The following is a 19,420-nucleotide window of genomic DNA, read 5'->3' as shown; positions in this document are numbered from 1 at the left end:
CGCAGGCATCCAACAAAACGAGGCAGCATGGCATTCCACAAACTGGCACACACCCATCCACGCTTGAGCGCCGCTGCGCTACTGGGCACTGTTGCAGGCCTGCTGATTCCCGCCCACGACCTGATCCAGCATATTTTGATTGGCTGGAATATCGGTGTCTGGTTTTACCTGGCATTGGTGCTCTGGCTGACCATTCGGGCCAGCCCGGAGCGAGTCCGCAAGGTGGCCAGTATCGAAGACGAAAATGCCGGGTTGGTGCTGTTCACCGTCTGTATCGCGGCCATCGCCAGCCTGGCCGCCGTTACCCTCGAACTGGTCGGCAGTCGGGGCCTGGAGAATGGCCAACAACTGTTGCGCTACGCCTTCACCGGGCTCACCGTAAGCGGTTCGTGGCTGTTGATCGGCACGATCTTCAGCCTGCACTACGCACGCCTGTTCTACACCGACGAGGCAAAGGCCCCAGTGTTGCGTTTTGCCGATGGCGAATGCCGCCCGGACTACTGGGACTTCCACTACTTCTCGTTCACCCTGAGCGTGGCCGTGCAAACCGCCGATGTGGGGGTCGCCGGGCGCGAGTTGCGCCGTGTGGTATTGGCTCACTCGCTGATCGGTTTTCTCTTCAACACAGCCATTCTGGGCTTCACGATCAATATTGCAGCCGGCTTGCTGAGCTGAATTGCCCCTCCAGCGCTTGTGCCGCACAGCGGGCAATGCGCTGGCAGGCCAGTTCCAGTCGTTGACTGTCCAGTACCAGGCCCAGTCGCAGATGCCCGGCAGCACTGGGGCCGAATGCATCGCCAGGCAACACCGCAACACCCTGCTCTTCCAGCAGGCGTTCGGCGAACGCCTGTGCGCCCAAGCCAGTTTCACGGATATCAATCATCACGAACATGCCGCCATCCGGCCTGTGCACACGGATCCCCGCGCAGCCTTCCAAGCTGGCACATACGCGATCACGACGCTCGCGGTAAGCCTCGCGCATCTGAGCAAGCTCTGGCAGGTCGTGTTCCAGGGCCACCCGAGCAGCGTTCTGAACAAAATCCGGCAAGCCATAGAGCATGCACAGCGCCAAGTGTGTCAGGTGGTCAGCCAACGTCGGCGGCCCGATCATCCAACCCACCCGCCAACCGGACATGGCATGGGATTTGGAAAGGCTGTTGATCGTCACACAACGCTCTGCCATGCCCGGCAAGCTCGCGGGGCTGACATGCTCGCCGTCATACAGCAGTTCGCTGTACACCTCATCAGAGATCAGCCACAGGTCGTGCTGGATACACAGCGTTGCCAGGTGCTCCCATGTGGCACGTGGCAGGCTGGCACCTGAAGGGTTGTGCGGGCTATTGATAAGCAGGGCGCGGGTACGCGGGGTGATCAGCGCCTGAACATCCGCCGGCTCAATACGAAAACCCTTCTCGGGCTTGACCGCGACGGGTACCGGCCGGGCCCCGCAAGCACCGAAGACCGCCTCGTAAGTGACATACATGGGCTCGGCGACGATCACTTCATCGCCCGGATCGAACAGGCATTGAGCCACGCCATACAGCGCACACTGGGCCCCCGCCAACACAACGACCTCTTGCACATCCACGACTTGCCCGCTGAGCCGTGCATGCTGGCGGGCAATGGCCTGACGCAAGGCCAGGCTGCCGCGCACATCTGAATAATGGGTATCGCCAGCGACCAGACTGTCGATCGCCGCCTGGACTATCGGCTTAGGCGTTTCGAAATCAGGATCGCCGACCGACAGCAACAGAATGTCACGACCTTGCTGCTGCAGCTCCAGGGCACGGTAGTGAATGTTCCAGACGGCAGCACCGTCACCCGCAATACGTTGGGTCAGGGTGGAATACTGCATGAAGGGGCTCCTTGACTGAGGGTGCGCCTCGGGCGTACCGCTGGTCAGAAACCTCCAGGCAGGCATCCCAGCCGACTGCCGGTAAAAGTAGCAGAATGACGTGCGCCGTGCGGTTCAACACCCAAAGACAAACGTTTGCGTTGAAAAACCATTCGAACGAAGGGCTTTGATCTGGGTCAAACAACCGGTGATGAACCGGGTTCCGGTCCGGACAACGCGCCAGTGAATGCTATGGTTAGGGTCGCGCTATACCCTGAGACGTAGCCAACACACCGTGTGACGCTGATAATCAAGGAGGCCGGCATGAACAAACTGACGTTTCCAAACGCCTGTCAGGTAATGCGTTGGCATTTCCATCCATTGGGCTTTGAAGCCACCATGGATGCTCCCTGCAGCATGGTCGCCCGCCTGTTTGACCGCGCCACGGGCGAAACCTTGCTGGCGATCGCCGGCATTCCATGCGCCACCGTGATGCAAGCTACCGATGTTGAGCTGATCATCGAGGCCGTAGAGGCCGAGCTCGATGCTTGTGAGCCTTCCAGCACCTTGCATTCGGCATGACACCTAGGCGGGTAGATCGGCTTGATGGACCGATTCGATTCTGGCCATGAAGTCTTCTGCAGATTGCGGTTGCCCCAAGAGGTAGCCCTGTAGCGAATCACAGCCCAGACGTGTGAGAAAGTCCTGTTGCCGATCGGTTTCCACCCCTTCGGCAACGATACGCAGGCCCAAGGCCTGGCCCAGCGCAACTATCGCCGAGACAATCGCGGCATCGTCGCCGTCGTGCTCCAGATCACGAACGAAGCCCCGGTCGATCTTCAGCTCATTGGCCGGCAGCCGCTTGAGGTACATCAAGCTGGAGTAGCCGGTGCCAAAATCGTCGATCGACAAGTCCACGCCCATGTCCGAAAGCCTCTGCAAAACCAACAGACTGGCATCGGCATCATGCATGGCGGTGGTCTCGGTAATTTCCAGCGTCAAGGTGTTGGGCGGCAGACGATGCCGCGCCAATGCCTTGGCAACACTCTCAACCAGGCTGGCATGACAGAACTGGATCGCCGACAGGTTCACGGCGATACGCCAGTCGGTATAACCCTGATCAATCCACAAGCGCATTTGCCGACACGCCTCATCCAGCACCCACTCACCGATGGGAATGATCAGGCCGGTCTTCTCCGCCAGGACAATAAAGCGATCCGGCAACAACAGGCCATGTTGAGGATGGGCCCAACGCAACAGCGCTTCAGCACCGATGGGCTGGCATTTCTGGGCATCGAACTTGGGCTGGTAGTACAGGCGAAACTGCCCTTGCTCCAACGCCATGCGCAAATCCTGAAGCAACTGCAGCTGCAACCGTGCATTGCTGTTCATCGATACATCGAAGAAGCTGTAGCCGTTCTTGCCCGCGCTTTTGGCGTGGTACATCGCCGCGTCGGCATTGCGCAGCAGCTCGTGCTGGTCAATACAGTTACCCGGGTACAAGGAAATGCCGATGCTGGCGGAAATCTGCAGGTTCTGCTCATTGATGCGGAATGGTCGCGAGATCAGGTTGACCTGCTTGGTAGCAACACCCAGCGCATCGTCCGGCTCATCCAGCTCTACCAAGAGCACAAACTCATCACCGCCAATACGCGCCAGGGTGTCCTGGCTGTGCAGGTGCCCGCGAAGCCGCAAAGCAACCTCTTTGAGCAATTGGTCACCCATATGGTGGCCAAAGGCATCGTTGACCGGCTTGAAACCATCAAGATCAATAAACATCAGGGCAAAGCAACCGCCCTGCTCCGCCACCTTGCTGATGGCCTGATCGATCCGGTCGGCCAGCAACGTCCGATTGGGCAGCCCGGTCAAGGTGTCGTGCAAGGCCAACTGCGTGAGTTCCTGGTTAGCCAATGTCAACGAGTGCGCCAGTTCGGCCGTACGCGCTTCCAGTCGCGCATCCAGCACCGACGTCAACAACGCCACCGCCAGCACCGCCAGGGTAGTGATCAATACCAGATAATCCAGGCCATTACCGCTCAAGCCGTCCTGGACGCCACAGAAGCTGCCATCGACGAAGTTGGCCGCAGCCATGCCGGTGTAGTGCATGCCGACAATGGCAATGCCCATGATCACCGCCGCACAGCCACGGAACTGGCGCACGTAAGGGGTGTGTAGACGTAAACGGAACGCGATCCAGAGCGCCGCAGCCGAGGCGCTCCCGGCTATCAGCAAAGACACTACGAACAACGCCGGGTCGTAATCGATGCCGGGCTGCATGCGCATGGCCGCCATCCCGGTGTAATGCATGCAACTGATGCCCGCCCCCATGATCAAGGCACCCAGGCCCAGCGTCCGCCAAGGCAGGCTCGGCTGGCTGACCAGCCAGAGAGCGAAACCCGAAGACAACACGGCAACCAGCAAGGACAGCGCCGTCAAGGTGATGTCGTAACCCAGCGGGATCGGCAGGCTGAAGGCGAGCATCCCGATAAAGTGCATCGACCAGATCCCGAAACCCATGGCCATGGCCCCGCCACCCATCCACAGGTAGACCGCGCGCCCTTTGGACGTCGCGATACGGCCAGACAGGTCAAGCGCGGTATAAGACGCAAGGATAGCCACGCACAGGGAAATCAGTACCAGCGAGGGAGAGTAACTACCGATCAACATGAGGCCTTCGACAACCGGGTTGGAGGGCACGCGTTGAGGCCCGATAAGGCCGGAGATTGTACCCAAGCGCTAGCGAAACGCACGGAGTTTCAGTGGGTCAGCTATAACCTGCGCGGATCACAGTACCGTGCAAACGCGGGCACGATACCGCCATCCTGACCAGCCGAACCGTCAAGGCTGCGGGCTGAACGCCGCCTCTGTGTCCCAGCCACCACCCAAGGCCGCAATCAACTGTACGCTCGCCACCAGACGCCCCTGCAACAAGGTCAGCACACTGCGCTCATTACTCAAGGCCGTGGCCTGCACATTGACTACGTCGAGGTAACCAATCAGCCCTGCCTTGTACTGATTATTCGTCAGGCGCAACGATTCCCGTGCGGACGCCAGCGCCTCATTGCGTACCTGGGCCTCATCCTCGTAGACCTTCAACTGCACGAGGTAGTTTTCCACTTCACGAAAGCCATCCAGCACCGTCTGCCGGTACTGGGCGACGGTCTGGTCATAGACCGCTTCGGTTCGGTCGACTTCAGCTGCACGTTTGCCACCGTCGAACAAGGTCACTGCCAGTTGCGGCCCGACCGACCAGAAGCGGTTTGGCAGGCTGATCCAGTCATTGAAGCTGCTACTGCTGTAGCCCCCACTCAGGCTCAGGCTCAAGTCGGGAAAGTAGGCCGCTTTTGCCACGCCAATGCTGGCGTTGGCCGACATCACCTTGCGTTCAGCCGACGCGATGTCGGGACGACGCTCCAGCAATTGCGACGGCAAGGCCAGCGGCACTTCCGGCAGGGCCGGAATGCGCTCGGTCGCGGCCAGGGCAAATTCTGACGGTGCCTTGCCCAGCAGTACGGCAATCGCGTTCTCCAACTGGGCACGCTGCCAGACCAGGTCAATCAGGTCTGCCTGAGTACTTTTCAGCTGAGTTTGTGCCTGAGCCACGGCATCTTTGCCAGAAACGCCGGCACGGTACTGGTTCTCGGTCATGGTCAGCGAACGCTGGTAAGCCTCGACAGTGGCCTCTAACAGGCGCTTCTGCTCATCCAGCACCCGCAGTTGCAGGTAGTTCTGCACCAGTTCCGACTGCAGACTCAGACGAATCGCGGCCATGTCGGCCAGGCTCGCTTCAGCGCTGGCCTGGTTAGCGGCCAGCCCCTCGCGCAGTTTGCCCCACAAATCAGCCTCCCAACTCACGCCCAGTTGGGTGTTGTAGGTATCACGGATGCCGCTGCTGTTATTGCTCAGGCTTGAACTACTGCTACCTGTGCCCTGGCTGGAACGGGTCTTGCCGGCACTCAGGTCAATACTGGGAAACAGCGAGCCTCGGGCGCTACGCACCAACGCTTGCGCCTGCCGGTACTGAGCCTCGTACTGGGCAACCGTCTGGTTGTTGGCATTGAGTTGCGCAACCAGGTCGTTGAGCAGGCTATCGCCATACAACTCCCACCAGGCACCTCGGGCCAACGCATCGGATGGTGTTGCCTGGGTCCAGCCCTCTGCATATTTGAACGACGCTTGCGCAGGGGTTTCCGGGCGCTGGTAATTCGGGCTCAGGGTACAGGCGCTGAGCATCACCAGGCACATGCCGGTCGCCAGCAAGCGTGAGCCTCGGGCGGCCAGCAACTGCTGAAGTGTGCGGTCGGAAAGTAACAGGCGTTGAGTCATAGCGGGGTTTCCAAAGCAGCATCGGTACGCACGCCACGCCAGTGGTTGAAGCGATGGCGCAGACGGTCCAGGTAGAGGTAGACCACAGGAGTGGTGTAAAGCGTGAGGATCTGGCTGAAGACCAGCCCACCAATAATGGTCAGACCCAGCGGCTGCCGCATCTCGGCACCTTCGGCACCGCCAAGCAACAGCGGTAGCGCACCGAGGATGGCCGCCAGGGTGGTCATCAGGATCGGCCGCAAACGCAGCAGGCACGCACGGCGGATCGATTCTTCAGGGCTCAGCCCTTCATGCCGCTCAAGCTGCAAGGCCAGGTCGATCATCAGGATGGCGTTTTTCTTCACCACCCCGATCAGCAGAAACAACCCCAGCAACGAGATCAGGCTGAACTCGCTGCCCACCAGGTGCAGCGTGAGCAAGGCGCCCACCCCGGCGGACGGCAGCGTCGACAGAATGGTCAGCGGATGAATGTAGCTTTCATACAAAATGCCCAGCACCAGGTACACCGCCAGCAGTGCACCGAGGATCATGAATGGCTGGCCTTTCTGGCTTTCCTCGAAGGCATTGCCGGTACCGCCCAGTTTGGCGATCACCTCTTCAGGCAAGCCGACCTTGGCCACTGCACGTTCTACAGCGGCCATGGCGGCTTCCTGGCTGTAGCCTTCAGCAATGTCGAAGGCGATGTCTTCAGAAGCGAATTGCCCTTCATGACTGACCCGGTCGCTGGCCAGGCTGTTTTCATAGCGAGCAAACGAGGCCAGCGGCACCCGCGCCCCCGCCGCAGTAATCACCTGCACCTGCTCCAGGGTACGCGGGTCCTGGGCATACTGCGGGTTGACCTCCATGACCACCTGATACTGGTTCAGGCTGTCGTAGATAGTCGAGATCTGCCGCTGGCTGTAGGCGTTATTGAGCACCGCGGTGACCATATTCATGTCGATACCCAGGCGTTTGGCCTGTTCGCGATCGACCACCAATGTCACTTGCTGGGTACCGCTGCCTTCACGCGCATCGATAGCCGTGAGTTCCGGCAGGGTCTTGAAGGCCGCAACGACCTTCGGGTACCACTCGCGCAACGAAGCCAGGTCGCCACTTTGCAAGGTATAGAGAAACTGTGAGGAGCTTTGCTCGCGCCCGCTACCACCAAATTGCAGGTCCTGGTCCGCCATCAGGAACAAGCGGCCACCCGGCACCTTGGGCATGTTCTTGCGCAGGCGCTCAATGACCTTCTGTGCCGAGTCCTTGCGTTCCTTGATCGGTTTCAGGCGCACCAGCACCATGGCGTTGTTGATGCCGCTATTGCCACCAATGAAGCCGGCCACACTTTCCACGGCGGGATCATTGAGCAGGGCCCGACGGTAGGTCTCCATTTTCGGCTGCATGACCGAAAACGACAGCCCGTCATCACCGCGCACGAACCCCATCAACTGGCCGGTGTCCTGCTGCGGCATAAAGGTCTTGGGCACCACGACGTAAAGGGCAATGTTCACGCCAATGGTCAGCAGCAGGCTGACGAGCGTCAGCCGACGATGGCGCAATGCCCAGCTCAGGGTACGGTCATAACCGGCCATCATGCGCTGGTTGAGCTGCTCGCTCCAACGCTGCAAGCGGGTCTGCTGGCCAACCGGGTGCGGCTTGAGCCAACGGGCGCAGAGCATGGGTGTAAGGGTCAGCGACACCACCAGCGAAACAATGATCGCGGCGGCCAGGGTGATGGAGAACTCTTTGAACAGCGACTGGACAATACCGCCCATGAACAGGATGGAGATGAACACCACCACAAGCGACACGTTCATCGACAACAAGGTGAAACCCACCTCCTTGGTGCCGAGAAACGCTGCACGCAGCGGCGCAACACCCTCATCAATGTGCCTGGAGATGTTTTCCAGCACCACGATGGCATCGTCCACCACCAGGCCTGTGGCCAGGATCAAGGCCATCAGCGACAGGTTGTTCAGGGAAAAGCCGCACAGGTACATGATTGCGAAGGTACCCACCAGTGACACGGGTACCGCCAGGGTCGGAATCAGCGAAGCGCGAAGGTTGCCGAGGAACAGGAACACCACCAGGACGACCAGGGCTACCGCAATCAGCAAGGTATGTTCAGCTTCCTTGAGGGTGGCCTTGATCACTGGCGAACGGTCCATGGCCAGGTCCAGTTTGACACTGGCCGGCATCAACGCCTCAAGGGCCGGCAACTGCTCCTTGATCTTCGCCACAGTCTCGATGATGTTGGCCCCGGTCTGACGGTTGATCACCAGCAGCACCGCATCCTGGTCATTGAAAAAACCACTGTTGTAGCGGTTTTCCACGCCATCGCTGACCTTGGCCACATGGCTCAGACGCAGTACCGAACCGTCCTGGTAACGGATCACCAGGGGTTCATAGTCCTTGGCTTTGTAGAGCTGATCGTTGGCCTGTACCTGCCAGTTACGTGCGCTGTCCTCGACGAAACCTTTGGGCCGACGCTGATTGGCATTGGCGATGGTCTGGCGCACATCGTCCAGGGCCACGCCGTACTGGTTGAGCATCTGCGGCTCAAGCTCGATGCGTACCGCTGGCAACGAGCTGCCGCCGATCTGCACCTCCCCTACCCCCGGCACCTGGGACAGGCTCTGCGACAGGATGGTCGATGCGAGGTCGTACAACTGGCCTTTCTGCAACACGCTGGACGTCAGCGCCAGCACCATGATCGGTGCCTGGGCCGGGTTGATTTTCTTGTAAGTCGGCATGCTGTTCATGCCGCTGGGCAACAGATTGCGCGAGGCATTGATCGCCGCCTGCACTTCGCGGGCGGCGGCATCGATATTCTGCCCTTGCTCAAAGCCCAGAATCACCCGGGTCGAACCCTGACTGGAACGGCTGGTCAGGGTGTTGACCCCGGCAATTGCGCCCATCGAGCGCTCCAACGGGGTCGCCACAGTCGAGGCCATGACCTCGGGACTCGCCCCCGGCAAGTTGGCCGACACCACGATCACCGGGAAATCGATCTGCGGCAGCGGTGCCACCGGCAGCAAGCCAAAGCTCACGCCACCCAGCAACAGGATCGCCAGGCTCAGCAGCATCGTCGCCACCGGACGACGAATAAACGGGCCGGACAGGTTCATCGGCGGCAGCTCCTGACCATGCTCATACCGGCACCCCCGCAGCACTGCGACCACTGAAACGCCGTGCCAGCCGATCGAAGTACAGATAGATGACCGGCGTCGTGAATAGCGTCAGCACCTGGCTGACCAGCAGGCCACCCACCATCACCAGGCCCAGTGGCTGGCGCAGCTCTGCGCCAGAGCCCGTAGCCAGCATCAACGGCACGGCCCCAAACAGCGCCGCCAAGGTGGTCATCAAAATGGGGCGGAAGCGCAGCAGCGCTGCCTCATAGATCGCCGTCTGCGGATCGACACCGCGCGTGCGCTCAGCTTCCAGGGCGAAGTCGATCATCATGATCGCGTTCTTCTTGACGATACCGATCAGCAGGATGATGCCGATGATTGCAATCATCCCCAGGTCATTGCCACTGAGCAGCAAGGCGAGCAAGGCCCCGACCGCAGCGGACGGCAAGGTCGAGAGGATCGTCACCGGATGGATATAGCTCTCGTAGAGCACCCCCAACACAATGTACATGGTCACCACTGCGGCCAGGATCAACAGCAAGGTACTCGACAGGGACGCCTGGAACGCTTCGGCTGCACCCTGGAAGCGCGTCTGCACCCCGAGCGGCATGCCAATGTCCTGTTGCACCTGTTCAATCGCCTTGACCGCCTCGCCCAGCGCTATACCGGGCGCCAGGTTGAACGACATCATCACCGCCGGGAACTGACCGATGTGGGCAATCGCCAACTGCGCCTGACGCTGCTCGATACGTGCCAGGCTCGACAAGCGGACCTGCCCGCCATCGGCACTCTTGACGTAGACCTGCTCCAGCGCCTGTGGGCCTAGGGTGGCCGCCTCAGAGGCCTGCAAGACCACACGGTACTGGGTAGCCTGGGTGTAGATGGTGGAGATCTGGCGCTGCCCGAAGGCGTCATAGAGCGCATTGGTAATGTCGGAGACGCTGATACCCAGGCGTCCGGTCGCATCGCGATCGATTACCAGGTAAACCTGCAAGCCCTTGTCTTGCAGGTCACTGGCGACATCGGTGAGCTCCGGGCGCAGGCGCAAGGCATCGACCAGTTTGCCGCTCCATTGCGCCAGCAGCTCGGCATCTGGCGATGACAGGCTGAACTGGTACTGCGTGCGGCTGACCCGGTCTTCAATGCTCAAGTCCTGCACCGGCTGCATGAACAGGCGCATACCGACCAGCGTGTCGACCTCCGGTTGCAGACGCAGGATCACCTGGGCCGCAGTCAGGTCCCGCTCATTGTGCGGTTTGAGGTTGATCAACAAGCGGCCACTGTTCAGCGTGGCATTGTCGCCATCGACCCCGATATAGGAAGACAGGCTCTGCACCGCCGGGTCCTTGAGGATGATCGCTGACAAGGCTTGCTGACGCTCGCTCATGGCGGCGAACGATACCGACTGCGGCGCCTCGGAAATGCCCTGGATAACCCCAGTGTCCTGCACCGGGAAGAACCCCTTCGGCACCGCCAGGTACAACACGACAGTCAGCCCCAGGGTTGCCACCGCCACCAACAGGGTCAACGGCTGATGGCGCAGCACCCACTGCAAGCCCTGGCCATAGTGGCCAATCATCCAGTCGATCCAGGCGCCACTGGCACGGTAGAAACGGCTCTGTTCCGCCTCCTTGGGTTCGCGCTTGAGCAGCCGCGCGCACATCATCGGGGTCAGTGTCAGCGAGACCACCAGGGAAATCAGGATGGCCACCGCCAGGGTGATGGCAAACTCACGGAACAGCCTGCCTACCACATCGGCCATGAACAGCAGCGGAATCAGTACCGCAATCAGGGAGAAGGTCAGCGACACCAGGGTAAAGCCAATCTGCCGGGCGCCCTTGAGCGCAGCCTGCAGCGGCGTTTCACCTTCTTCGATGTGCCGGGAGATGTTCTCCAGCATGACGATGGCATCGTCCACCACAAAACCGGTGGCAATGGTCAGCGCCATCAGCGTCAGGTTGTTGATCGAGAAGCCCGCCAGGTACATCACCGCGAACGTGCCGATCAGTGACAACGGCACGGTAATGGACGGGATCAAGGTAGCACTCAAACGGCGCAGGAAGACAAAGGTGACCATGACCACCAGGGCGATGGCGATCAACAGCTCATACTGTACGTCCTTGACCGAGGCACGAATGGTCTGGGTACGGTCAGTAAGCACCACGACATCAAGGCCGGCAGGCAGGTTGTCGGTAATCGATGGCAGCAAGGTCTTGATCCGGTCGACCACCTCGATGACGTTAGCGCCTGGTTGGCGCTGAATGTTCAGCAACACCGCCTGATTCTGGTTGGCCCAGGCTGCCAGACGCTCGTTCTCGGCACCATCGACGATTTCGGCAACATCCTTGAGTCGCAGCGGTGCGCCATTGTTGTAGGCCAGGATCAGGTTGGCGTATTCCTCGGGCGAACGCAGTTGGTCGTTGGCATCTAACATCGAAACCCGGGTCGGGCCGTCGAAGTTGCCCTTGGGCTGGTTGACGTTGGACGCGCCAATCAACGTACGAACATCAGCCAGATTAAGCCCGGCGGCCGCCAGGGCATCGGGATTGACCTTGATGCGTACCGCCTGGCGCTGGCCACCGGCGATGCTGACCATCCCTACCCCGCTGATCTGCGCAATCTTCTGCGCGACACGGGTATCGACCAGGTCATTGAGCTTGGGCAACAGCATGGTTTTCGAGGTGATGGCCAAGGTCAGCACAGGGGTATCGGCCGGGTTGACCTTGTTGTACACCGGTGGCGCCGGCAGGTCGCTGGGCAGCAGGTTGCTGGCAGCGTTGATCGCCGCCTGCACCTGTTGCTCGGCGACGTCCATGTTCATTTCCAGGCTGAACCGCAGGGTCAGCACCGAAGCACCGCCCGAGCTGGTGGAGGCCATCTGGGTCAACCCCGGCATTTGCCCGAACTGACGCTCAAGCGGGGCCGTGACGGCGCTGGTCATCACCTGGGGGCTGGCACCGGGATAGAGCGTCATGACCCGGATCGTCGGGTAATCGACCTGCGGCAACGCCGCCACCGGAAGCAACCTGTAGGCGATAAGGCCCGCCAGCACGATGGCCAGCATGCTCAGTGTGGTCGCCACCGGGCGCAGGATGAACAGCCGCGAGAGGTTCATGCGCCCGCCTTACCCTGAGCAGCCTGAGCACGCGGGCGCGCCGAGGCATCCTGCTGATCCTGCCCCTGCAAGTGTTGACCGGGGGCCGCAGGCACTTCGGAGCTGTCGTTGACCACATCCACGTCACTGCCATCGCGCAAACGGTCGGTACCTTCAAGCACCACCCGCTCGCCCTTTGCCAGGCCCTCAACCACTACCGTGTGCTCGCCATCGCTGGCGCCAACCTTGAGCTTGCGAATGCGCACCTTCTTGTCGCCGTCCATCACATACACGAAGGAGCCCTCCGTGCCGAACTGAATCGCTGCCGAAGGGGCCAACACCACGTCTTTCAGCGTATCGGCAAGCACGCGCACATTGACGAACTGGTTGGGGAACAGCACTTCATCCTGGTTCTCGAAACGTGCCTTGAACTTCAGGGTGCCGGTCGTGGTGTCGATCTGGTTGTCCAGGCTGCTGAGCACACCGACGGCCTGCTGCTTGAGATCCCCCCGGTCCCAGGCTTCCACCGCCAGCTTGGCGCCACTGCGGTAGCGCGCAAGCACCGCCGACAGCTGCGCCTCAGGCAAGGTAAAGGCAACGGTGATCGGCTGGGTCTGGGTGATCACGACCAGCGCCGTGGTGTCGTTGGCTGCCACCAGGTTACCGACATCAAGTTGGCGCAGGCCAAGACGGCCACTGATCGGCGCACGGATCTTACTGAACTCCAGGTTCAGCCTGGCATCGCCCACTGCCGCCTGATTGGTCTTGACGGTGCCCTGGTATTGCTCGACCAGCGCCGCCTGGGTATCGAGGGTCTGTTTGGCGATGCTGTCTTCGGCGTACAGGCCTTTGTAACGCGCCAGGTCAATTTGGGCATTCTTCAGCAGCGCCACGTTCTGCGCCAGGGTGCCCTCGGCCTGCTGCAAGGCAATCTGGTAACTACGCGGATCGATTTCAGCCAGCAAATCACCGGCCTTTACCTTCTGCCCCTCCTGGAAGTTGACCTTGACCAACTCACCCGCCACACGGCTGCGCACATTGATCGTATTGGTGGCAGTAACAGTACCCAGTGCCTTGAGGTACAGCGGGAAATCCGCAACGGTAGCGGGCGCCACGCGGACTGGCACCGGCCCACCAAAGGCCCCAAAGCCCGGTCGACCGCCCTTGCCCGGCGCCATGCTGGTGTTTTTTGCTGGCGTCGAAGGCCACAGCCACCAACACAGGCCGACGACCAACAACAAGATCAGCAGGCTAACGAGCCAGGGACGAAGGGAACGGGAAGCGGAAGCATGCATGGGGTGATCGACCATTGTGCAGAGGGATGTCTTTTGAGAAGGCTGAACGATAAGCAGATGAGACCGTTAAGCAAAGCGCCTTTACCGGCAATTTACTTAGCGCTGACAGAGGCAAGATACTGAACTATAAATAAAAACGGCCTGGACGCAGGCCAGGCCGTTACAAACGCTTGCAAATCTGTGCCCCTGAATCGCCGGCACTGCCGGCGAGGGCGGCAGATTATTTCAACACAGCCAGGGCGGCAGCGTAGTCAGGCTCCTCGGCGATCTCCTTGACCAGCTCGCTGTGCAGCACTTTGTCGTTCTCGTCCAGCACCACCACGGCACGTGCCGTCAGGCCGGCCAGTGGACCGTCAGCAATGGCCACACCATAGTTCTCGATGAACTCACGACCGCGCAGGGTCGAGAGGTTCTTGACGTTTTCCAGACCTTCGGCGCCACAGAAACGGGCTTGAGCAAACGGCAGGTCAGCCGAGATGCACAGGACAACAGTGTTGGCCACGTCATTGGCCTTGGCATTGAAGGTACGCACGGAGGTCGCGCAGGTCGGGGTATCGACGCTTGGGAAGATATTCAGCACTTTGCGCTTGCCGGCGAAGTCTTTCAGCGACACGTCAGCCAGGCCAGCGCCGACCAGGCTGAACGCCGGTGCCTGGGTGCCAACCTGTGGCAGTTGACCGTTGACCTGAACCGGATTGCCTTTAAGAGTGACTTGAGCCATGAGTGAAGTCCTTAATGCGGGAGGTGAGTAAAGGACCAAAGTTAACCACGAAAGTGCCCCGCCACCTATGGGCAGACAAAAATTGTTGAGCTTTCATACAATTCTTGTAGACAATCCGGGAGCTAAAACCCGGCCCCTGGCATATTGTTCAGGAGGGTTTTGTTTGTAGGTGCGCGGAGTCTCAGGCGCTGCAGGGCATGGATATGTTCACGAGGTGAGAGCCAATAACCACAAACATGCGTCGCCCCTGATGACGGCAGGCATATCCGTTTGCGATGTTGGGCCTGATATCCCGTTCCGCCTTTACGGCGTGTCACTTTTGTCGGGGCAAACGTGACCAAAACCCCTCGTCCCAACATCCGGCCCTCCGCTACGCTGCGGGTCCTCTCACTCCGGCAGTGCTCCCGCCGGGACCGTGCTGAAGGGCCTTCCTGGCCCTCAGCCCTTGCCAGGCATCCCTGCCTGGCACCCAGCTACGCACTGCCTGCGTTCGACCTCCTGAAGGGACAATTTGGCGGCGCCTGCAGATTCAGTGCATGAAAAAACAAAGCCGAAAAGCCCAGCGCCTTCGCGGACAAGCGAAGCCGCGAGTGTCTGCGAGTGCTCTGCTTGTCAGTACACGGAATGTCAGGCGCTGCAGGGCGTCCCTTCAGGAGGCTGAGTGGAGTCATTGCGTAGTGGGGTGCGAGGCAGGGATGCCTCGCAAGTGCTGATGGGCCATGGATGGCCCGTCGGCGCGTCCACACGGGAGCGATGGCGTAAGGAAGGCACCCGAAGCGCAGCGTAGGGCCGGATGTCGGGACAGGGCGTTTTGCCCACTTTTGCGCCCTTTCAAAAGTGGGTCGCCGTAAAAGGCGAAACCAGCCGGTGGTGCCGCCACAGGGAATGGATATGTTCACGAGGTGGGCGCCAATAGCCACAAACATGCATCACCCCTGATGACCGCAGGCATATCCGTTTGCGATGCCGGACATACGCTGAAGGGCCTTCCTGGCCCCCAGCACAAGACTTCAGCCCAGCAGCGAGTACACCAGTGCCGAAATGGCCACCAGGCCTACCGCGACCACAAACACGTTGGACAGTGCACCACTGTATTGACGCATCGCGGGCACCCGGCGAATGGCGTACATCGGCATCAGGAAGAGAATGGCCGCAATGACCGGCCCACCAAGGGTCTCGATCATGCTGAGGATGCTTGGATTGAGCGTGGCAACGATCCAGCACACCACCAGCATGAATGCGGCAGTGACGCGGTCCAGCGCCTTGGCGCCTGGGCGCCAGCCGCTTTTGACGATCATGCCCTTGAGGCCTTCACTGGCACCGATGTAGTGCCCCAGGAACGACTTGGAGATGGCCACGAACGCAATCAGCGGCGCGGCAAAAGCAATGGTCGGGTTACTGAAATGGTTGGCCAGGTACGACAGGATCGACAGGTTCTGCGCCTTGGCTTCGGCCAGTTGGGCTGGGGTCAGCGTCAGTACGCAGCTGAACACGAAGAACAGCACCATCGCGACCATCAGCCAGTGAGCGCGGGCCAGAATCTGCCCGCTGCGCTGTTCGGCGTTCACACCATAACGGCGCTTTTGGTCGACGGCGAAGGCGGAAATGATCGGTGAGTGGTTGAACGAAAACACCATGACCGGAATCGCCAGCCACAGGGTATGCAAAAACGCAGAGGCTGGCGGCACTTCACTGGCCGTAGCGAGGATACCGCCGCTCCAATGCGGAATGAGAAACACAGCCAAAAACGCCAGGGCGACGATAAATGGGTACACCAACAGGCTCATGGCTTTGACGGTGGCCTGTTCACCACAGCGAACCACTGCCAACAAGCCGAGGATCAGCACAAGGGAGAGCGCCATACGCGGCGGTGGCGTGATGTGTAGCTGGTGCTCCAGGAAACTGCTGACGGTGTTGGTCAAGGCCACGCTGTAGATCAGCAGGATCGGGAAGATGGCAAAGAAGTACAACAGGGTGATCAAGGCGCCGGCCTTCAGCCCGAAGTGCTCCTCGACAACCTCGGTGATGTCAGCGCCATCACGACCAGACAGCACGAAACGGGTTAGCCCGCGATGAGCGAAGAAGGTCATCGGAAACGCCAGCAGCGCCAAGACCAATAGTGGCCAAAAACCACCGAGCCCAGCGTTGATTGGCAGAAACAAGGTACCAGCGCCGATAGCCGTGCCAAACAGGCCCAGCATCCAGGTGGTGTCATGACGGGCCCAGTTGCCAAGGGCAACGGGGGTCGATTCAAAGCGTTGATCAACGCTTGGGGCCTGCTCGTTCATCCGGGTGCAACTCCACTCGCAAGACTACAACAGGGCCAGGAGCTGCGAAACAGACGCCTCACCGCTCCCAACCTATAGTAAGAGGGCGCGATTTTGCGCTGATTGGTTGCACTTGCAAAGTGCTACCAGAGGAACGGTTGCACCTAGTGCAACATCACGAAGAAAAACAGTGCCAGAAGGACGAGGCGCACCTCTCAAACCAGGGCAGTGTTATTGCAGGCAAGCCAGCCACCGCGCCGCTCAGTGAGCGCGGGGGCAAGGCTTGCCTGCGAGGGTATCCGCAAGGTGCCGGCAAGGGCGCTGCGTTATGCCTGACGTTGCACCGCGGCAAACGCCTTCGCCACTTGTTGCAGGTTGTCGGGTCGCAGGCCCGCCATGCACACCCGGCCACTGTCGATCAGGTACACCCCGAACTCGTCGCGCAAGCGGCGAACCTGCTCCACGCTAAAGCCGGTGTAGCTGAACATGCCGCGCTGACGCAGGAAGAACTGGAAGTCCTGGCCTGGCAGCAGCGCGGCCAAGGCATCGACCAGTCCTTGACGCATCTCGAGGATGCGCAGGCGCATCTGCTCCACTTCGGCTTCCCACTGGGCATTCAGGGCCGCGTCGCCAAGCACCGCTGCGACCAGTTGGGCACCAAAGTTCGGTGGGCTGGAGTAGTTACGACGCACAGTAGCCTTGAGCTGGCCCAATACACTTTGTGCGCTGGCCACGTCGTCGCAGACCACCGACAAGCCGCCTACGCGCTCACCATACAGCGAGAAAATCTTCGAGAACGAGTTGCTGACCAGGCAAGGCACGCCTGCACGGGCGACTTCACGGATGGCGTAGGCATCCTCCACCAGGCCTTCGCCAAAGCCTTGATAGGCAATGTCGAGGAATGGAATCAGGTTGCGCGCCTTGACCACCTCGATCACCTGCTGCCACTGTGCCTGGCTGAGGTCGACACCCGTGGGGTTATGGCAGCACGGGTGCAACAGCACAATGCTGTTGGCCGGCAAGGTCTGCAACGTCGCGAGCATGCCGTCAAAATTCAGCCCACGGCTCTGCTGATCAAAGTACGGGTAGGTGTTGACCTTGAAACCTGCGCCTTCAAAGATTGCGCGGTGGTTGTCCCAGGTCGGATCGCTGACCCAGACCTGCGACTCCGGGAAGTAACGCTTGAGGAAGTCAGCGCCAACCTTCAATGCCCCCGAACCGCCAACGGTCTGCACGGTAGCGACACGCCCACCCTCTACCGCGGGATGGCCGGCGCCGAACAGCAGGGTCTGGATCGCCTGGCGATAGCTGCCCAGGCCTTCCATTGGCAGGTACAGCGACGCTTGGTGAGGCTGGTCGGCCAGGCGCTTTTCCGCCTCGGCCACGGCGCCCAGTTGCGGCACCACACCGGCTGCATCGTAATACAGACCGATACTCAGGTTGACCTTGTCGGCACGCGGGTCGGCCTTGAAGGTCTCCATCAGCGAGAGAATCGGGTCACCGGCATAGGCATCAACATGTTTGAACACAGCGTGCAGCTCCTTGGGTCAGGACAGTTCGGACTAACAGCTGTCGCGAGGATACCTGTACTGAACGCCAAGGAACATGGCTTCGCGTGCAACTCGTCAGTGCAACACTGCACGGCACAGCATCACCGTCGTTGACTCACTGCTCTCCCGCCAGTGTTCGTAGCTGCTCCAGCTCCTGCACCGTCAGGGTCACGCCCTGTTGCGCCGACAACTCGCGCTCGCGGTAACGCCGCTCTCCCGGCATACGCTTCAAGCCCACCTCATGCATCTGATTCACCAGTTCGCGGCTGCGCTCGGCAAAGCGATTGCCCACGGACTTGGCAGGATCAATGACAATGATCAATTGCCCGGTCCATGGCGTTTTCGCGCCTGGGTGCTGCGACCAGTCGAACTCGAACGAAAAATTACCGCCGGTCAAGGCTGCGGCCAACAACTCGACCATCATCGACAACGCTGAACCCTTGTGCCCACCAAAAGGCAACAATGCCCCGCCCTCAAGAATCGCTTTGGGATCGCGGGTTGGCTGGCCCTGACTGTCCACCCCCATACCTTCCGGCAATTGCTCGCCTTTGCGTGCGGCAATCTGCACATCGCCATGGGCCATGGCACTGGTGGCCATATCGAAGACAATAGGGTCGCTGCCAGCGCACGGTGCGGCAAATGCAATCGGATTGGTGCCAAACAAGGGGCGTTGTGCACCATGAGGGACCACGCAGGTCATGCTGTTGACCACGCTCAGAGCGACCAGCCCTTGTTCGGCGAACGGCTCTACGTCAGGCCACAGGGCCGCAAAGTGGTGAGAGTTGTGAATGGCCAGCACCGCAACCCCGGCACTGCGGGCCTTCTCCACCAACAGCCCGCGGGCGGCGGCCAGCGCGGGCTGGGCAAAGCCACCCTTGGCATCGACACGAATATAGCCGGAGGCCACATCCTCGACCTCTGGCAACGCCTTGCCATCGACCCAGCCACTGGCCAGGGTCGATACATAGCCCGGAATACGAAACACCCCGTGACTGTGGGCGCCGTCACGCTGGGCGCTGGCGCAGTTATAGGCCAGCGCATCGGCAACTGCCTCGCTGGTGCCATGACGAACAAAAATTCGATGCAGCAAAGCCTGCAGTTCGGCAAACGCCAGGTGTGCGACTGCAGTATCGGGACGTGCGGACATCTGAAGCTCCCTTGTTGGAATTGGACTGGGCGACAGCGACGAGCATGGCTGGAAACTCTCGCGCAGTGACAGCTAT

Annotated in this window: 12 protein-coding genes; 2 read left to right on the top strand and 10 right to left on the bottom strand. The window is 60.5% G+C overall.

Annotated features, from left to right (window positions below):
• The first annotated feature begins 27 nt into the window (after window positions 1–27).
• Entirely contained in the window at window positions 28–675 is a 648-nt protein-coding gene (locus IE038_RS04835) for a DUF1345 domain-containing protein (protein ID WP_189395237.1), read from the top strand.
• Here IE038_RS04835 and IE038_RS04830 read toward each other — a convergent pair.
• Window positions 647–1,855, bottom strand: coding sequence for a pyridoxal phosphate-dependent aminotransferase (locus IE038_RS04830; protein ID WP_189395236.1), 1,209 nt, complete (start codon window positions 1,853–1,855; stop codon window positions 647–649). The two genes, IE038_RS04835 and IE038_RS04830, sit on opposite strands and share 29 nt — an antisense overlap.
• Window positions 1,856–2,158: 303 nt before the next feature.
• Here IE038_RS04830 and IE038_RS04825 point away from each other — a divergent pair, with 303 nt between their 5' ends.
• Window positions 2,159–2,416 (top strand): DUF1652 domain-containing protein, encoded by a 258-nt coding sequence (locus tag IE038_RS04825; RefSeq protein WP_163931790.1) that lies wholly within the window; start codon window positions 2,159–2,161, stop codon window positions 2,414–2,416.
• 3 nt (window positions 2,417–2,419) lie between these two features.
• On the opposite strand, the gene IE038_RS04820 is transcribed toward IE038_RS04825, so the two are convergent.
• From IE038_RS04820 to IE038_RS04780, 9 genes are all read right to left on the bottom strand, one after another.
• The gene (locus IE038_RS04820; RefSeq protein ID WP_189395235.1) at window positions 2,420–4,501 is read right to left on the bottom strand and encodes a putative bifunctional diguanylate cyclase/phosphodiesterase; all 2,082 of its coding nucleotides are present in this window, start codon (window positions 4,499–4,501) and stop codon (window positions 2,420–2,422) included.
• Window positions 4,502–4,672: 171 nt separating this feature from the next.
• Window positions 4,673–6,160, bottom strand: a complete 1,488-nt coding sequence (locus tag IE038_RS04815) for an efflux transporter outer membrane subunit (protein WP_163931793.1) — start codon at window positions 6,158–6,160, stop codon at window positions 4,673–4,675.
• The gene (locus tag IE038_RS04810) at window positions 6,157–9,267 is read right to left on the bottom strand and encodes an efflux RND transporter permease subunit (protein ID WP_163931797.1); all 3,111 of its coding nucleotides are present in this window, start codon (window positions 9,265–9,267) and stop codon (window positions 6,157–6,159) included. Before IE038_RS04810 ends, IE038_RS04815 begins: the two co-directional genes overlap by 4 nt.
• A 22-nt stretch (window positions 9,268–9,289) precedes the next feature.
• A complete protein-coding gene (locus IE038_RS04805; RefSeq protein WP_189395234.1) occupies window positions 9,290–12,385 on the bottom strand; it encodes an MdtB/MuxB family multidrug efflux RND transporter permease subunit in 3,096 nt (1,031 codons plus the stop codon).
• A complete protein-coding gene (locus IE038_RS04800; RefSeq protein WP_189395233.1) occupies window positions 12,382–13,674 on the bottom strand; it encodes an MdtA/MuxA family multidrug efflux RND transporter periplasmic adaptor subunit in 1,293 nt (430 codons plus the stop codon). The genes IE038_RS04805 and IE038_RS04800 overlap by 4 nt, the downstream gene beginning before the upstream one ends.
• Before the next feature lie 205 nt (window positions 13,675–13,879).
• The gene (gene tpx, locus IE038_RS04795) at window positions 13,880–14,380 is read right to left on the bottom strand and encodes a thiol peroxidase (RefSeq protein ID WP_189395232.1); all 501 of its coding nucleotides are present in this window, start codon (window positions 14,378–14,380) and stop codon (window positions 13,880–13,882) included.
• A 1,010-nt stretch (window positions 14,381–15,390) separates the two neighbouring features.
• Window positions 15,391–16,668: an aromatic amino acid transport family protein gene (locus tag IE038_RS04790; protein ID WP_163938946.1), complete on the bottom strand. Its 1,278-nt coding sequence runs from the start codon at window positions 16,666–16,668 to the stop codon at window positions 15,391–15,393.
• Between the two features lie 305 nt (window positions 16,669–16,973).
• Window positions 16,974–18,176: an amino acid aminotransferase gene (locus IE038_RS04785; RefSeq protein ID WP_163938944.1), complete on the bottom strand. Its 1,203-nt coding sequence runs from the start codon at window positions 18,174–18,176 to the stop codon at window positions 16,974–16,976.
• A 136-nt stretch (window positions 18,177–18,312) separates the two neighbouring features.
• On the bottom strand, window positions 18,313–19,344 hold the full coding sequence (locus IE038_RS04780) for an Ldh family oxidoreductase (protein ID WP_189395231.1): 1,032 nt from the start codon (window positions 19,342–19,344) through the stop codon (window positions 18,313–18,315).
• Between the last annotated feature and the right edge of the window lie 76 nt (window positions 19,345–19,420).

Origin of the sequence: Pseudomonas laurentiana, from assembly GCF_014648275.1 — a bacterium.
Lineage (GTDB): Bacteria > Pseudomonadota > Gammaproteobacteria > Pseudomonadales > Pseudomonadaceae > Aquipseudomonas > Aquipseudomonas laurentiana.
The sequence above is the reverse complement of the archived record's forward strand: the minus strand, read 5'-3'. Positions and strand labels throughout refer to the sequence as shown.

Coding starts and splice junctions, on each gene's coding strand:
- IE038_RS04835 (WP_189395237.1), top strand. CDS start 28: ATGGCATTCCACAAACTGGCACACACCCATCCACGCTTGAGCGCCGCT.
- IE038_RS04830 (WP_189395236.1), bottom strand. CDS start 1,855: ATGCAGTATTCCACCCTGACCCAACGTATTGCGGGTGACGGTGCTGCC.
- IE038_RS04825 (WP_163931790.1), top strand. CDS start 2,159: ATGAACAAACTGACGTTTCCAAACGCCTGTCAGGTAATGCGTTGGCAT.
- IE038_RS04820 (WP_189395235.1), bottom strand. CDS start 4,501: ATGTTGATCGGTAGTTACTCTCCCTCGCTGGTACTGATTTCCCTGTGC.
- IE038_RS04815 (WP_163931793.1), bottom strand. CDS start 6,160: ATGACTCAACGCCTGTTACTTTCCGACCGCACACTTCAGCAGTTGCTG.
- IE038_RS04810 (WP_163931797.1), bottom strand. CDS start 9,267: ATGAACCTGTCCGGCCCGTTTATTCGTCGTCCGGTGGCGACGATGCTG.
- IE038_RS04805 (WP_189395234.1), bottom strand. CDS start 12,385: ATGAACCTCTCGCGGCTGTTCATCCTGCGCCCGGTGGCGACCACACTG.
- IE038_RS04800 (WP_189395233.1), bottom strand. CDS start 13,674: ATGGTCGATCACCCCATGCATGCTTCCGCTTCCCGTTCCCTTCGTCCC.
- tpx (WP_189395232.1), bottom strand. CDS start 14,380: ATGGCTCAAGTCACTCTTAAAGGCAATCCGGTTCAGGTCAACGGTCAA.
- IE038_RS04790 (WP_163938946.1), bottom strand. CDS start 16,668: ATGAACGAGCAGGCCCCAAGCGTTGATCAACGCTTTGAATCGACCCCC.
- IE038_RS04780 (WP_189395231.1), bottom strand. CDS start 19,344: ATGTCCGCACGTCCCGATACTGCAGTCGCACACCTGGCGTTTGCCGAA.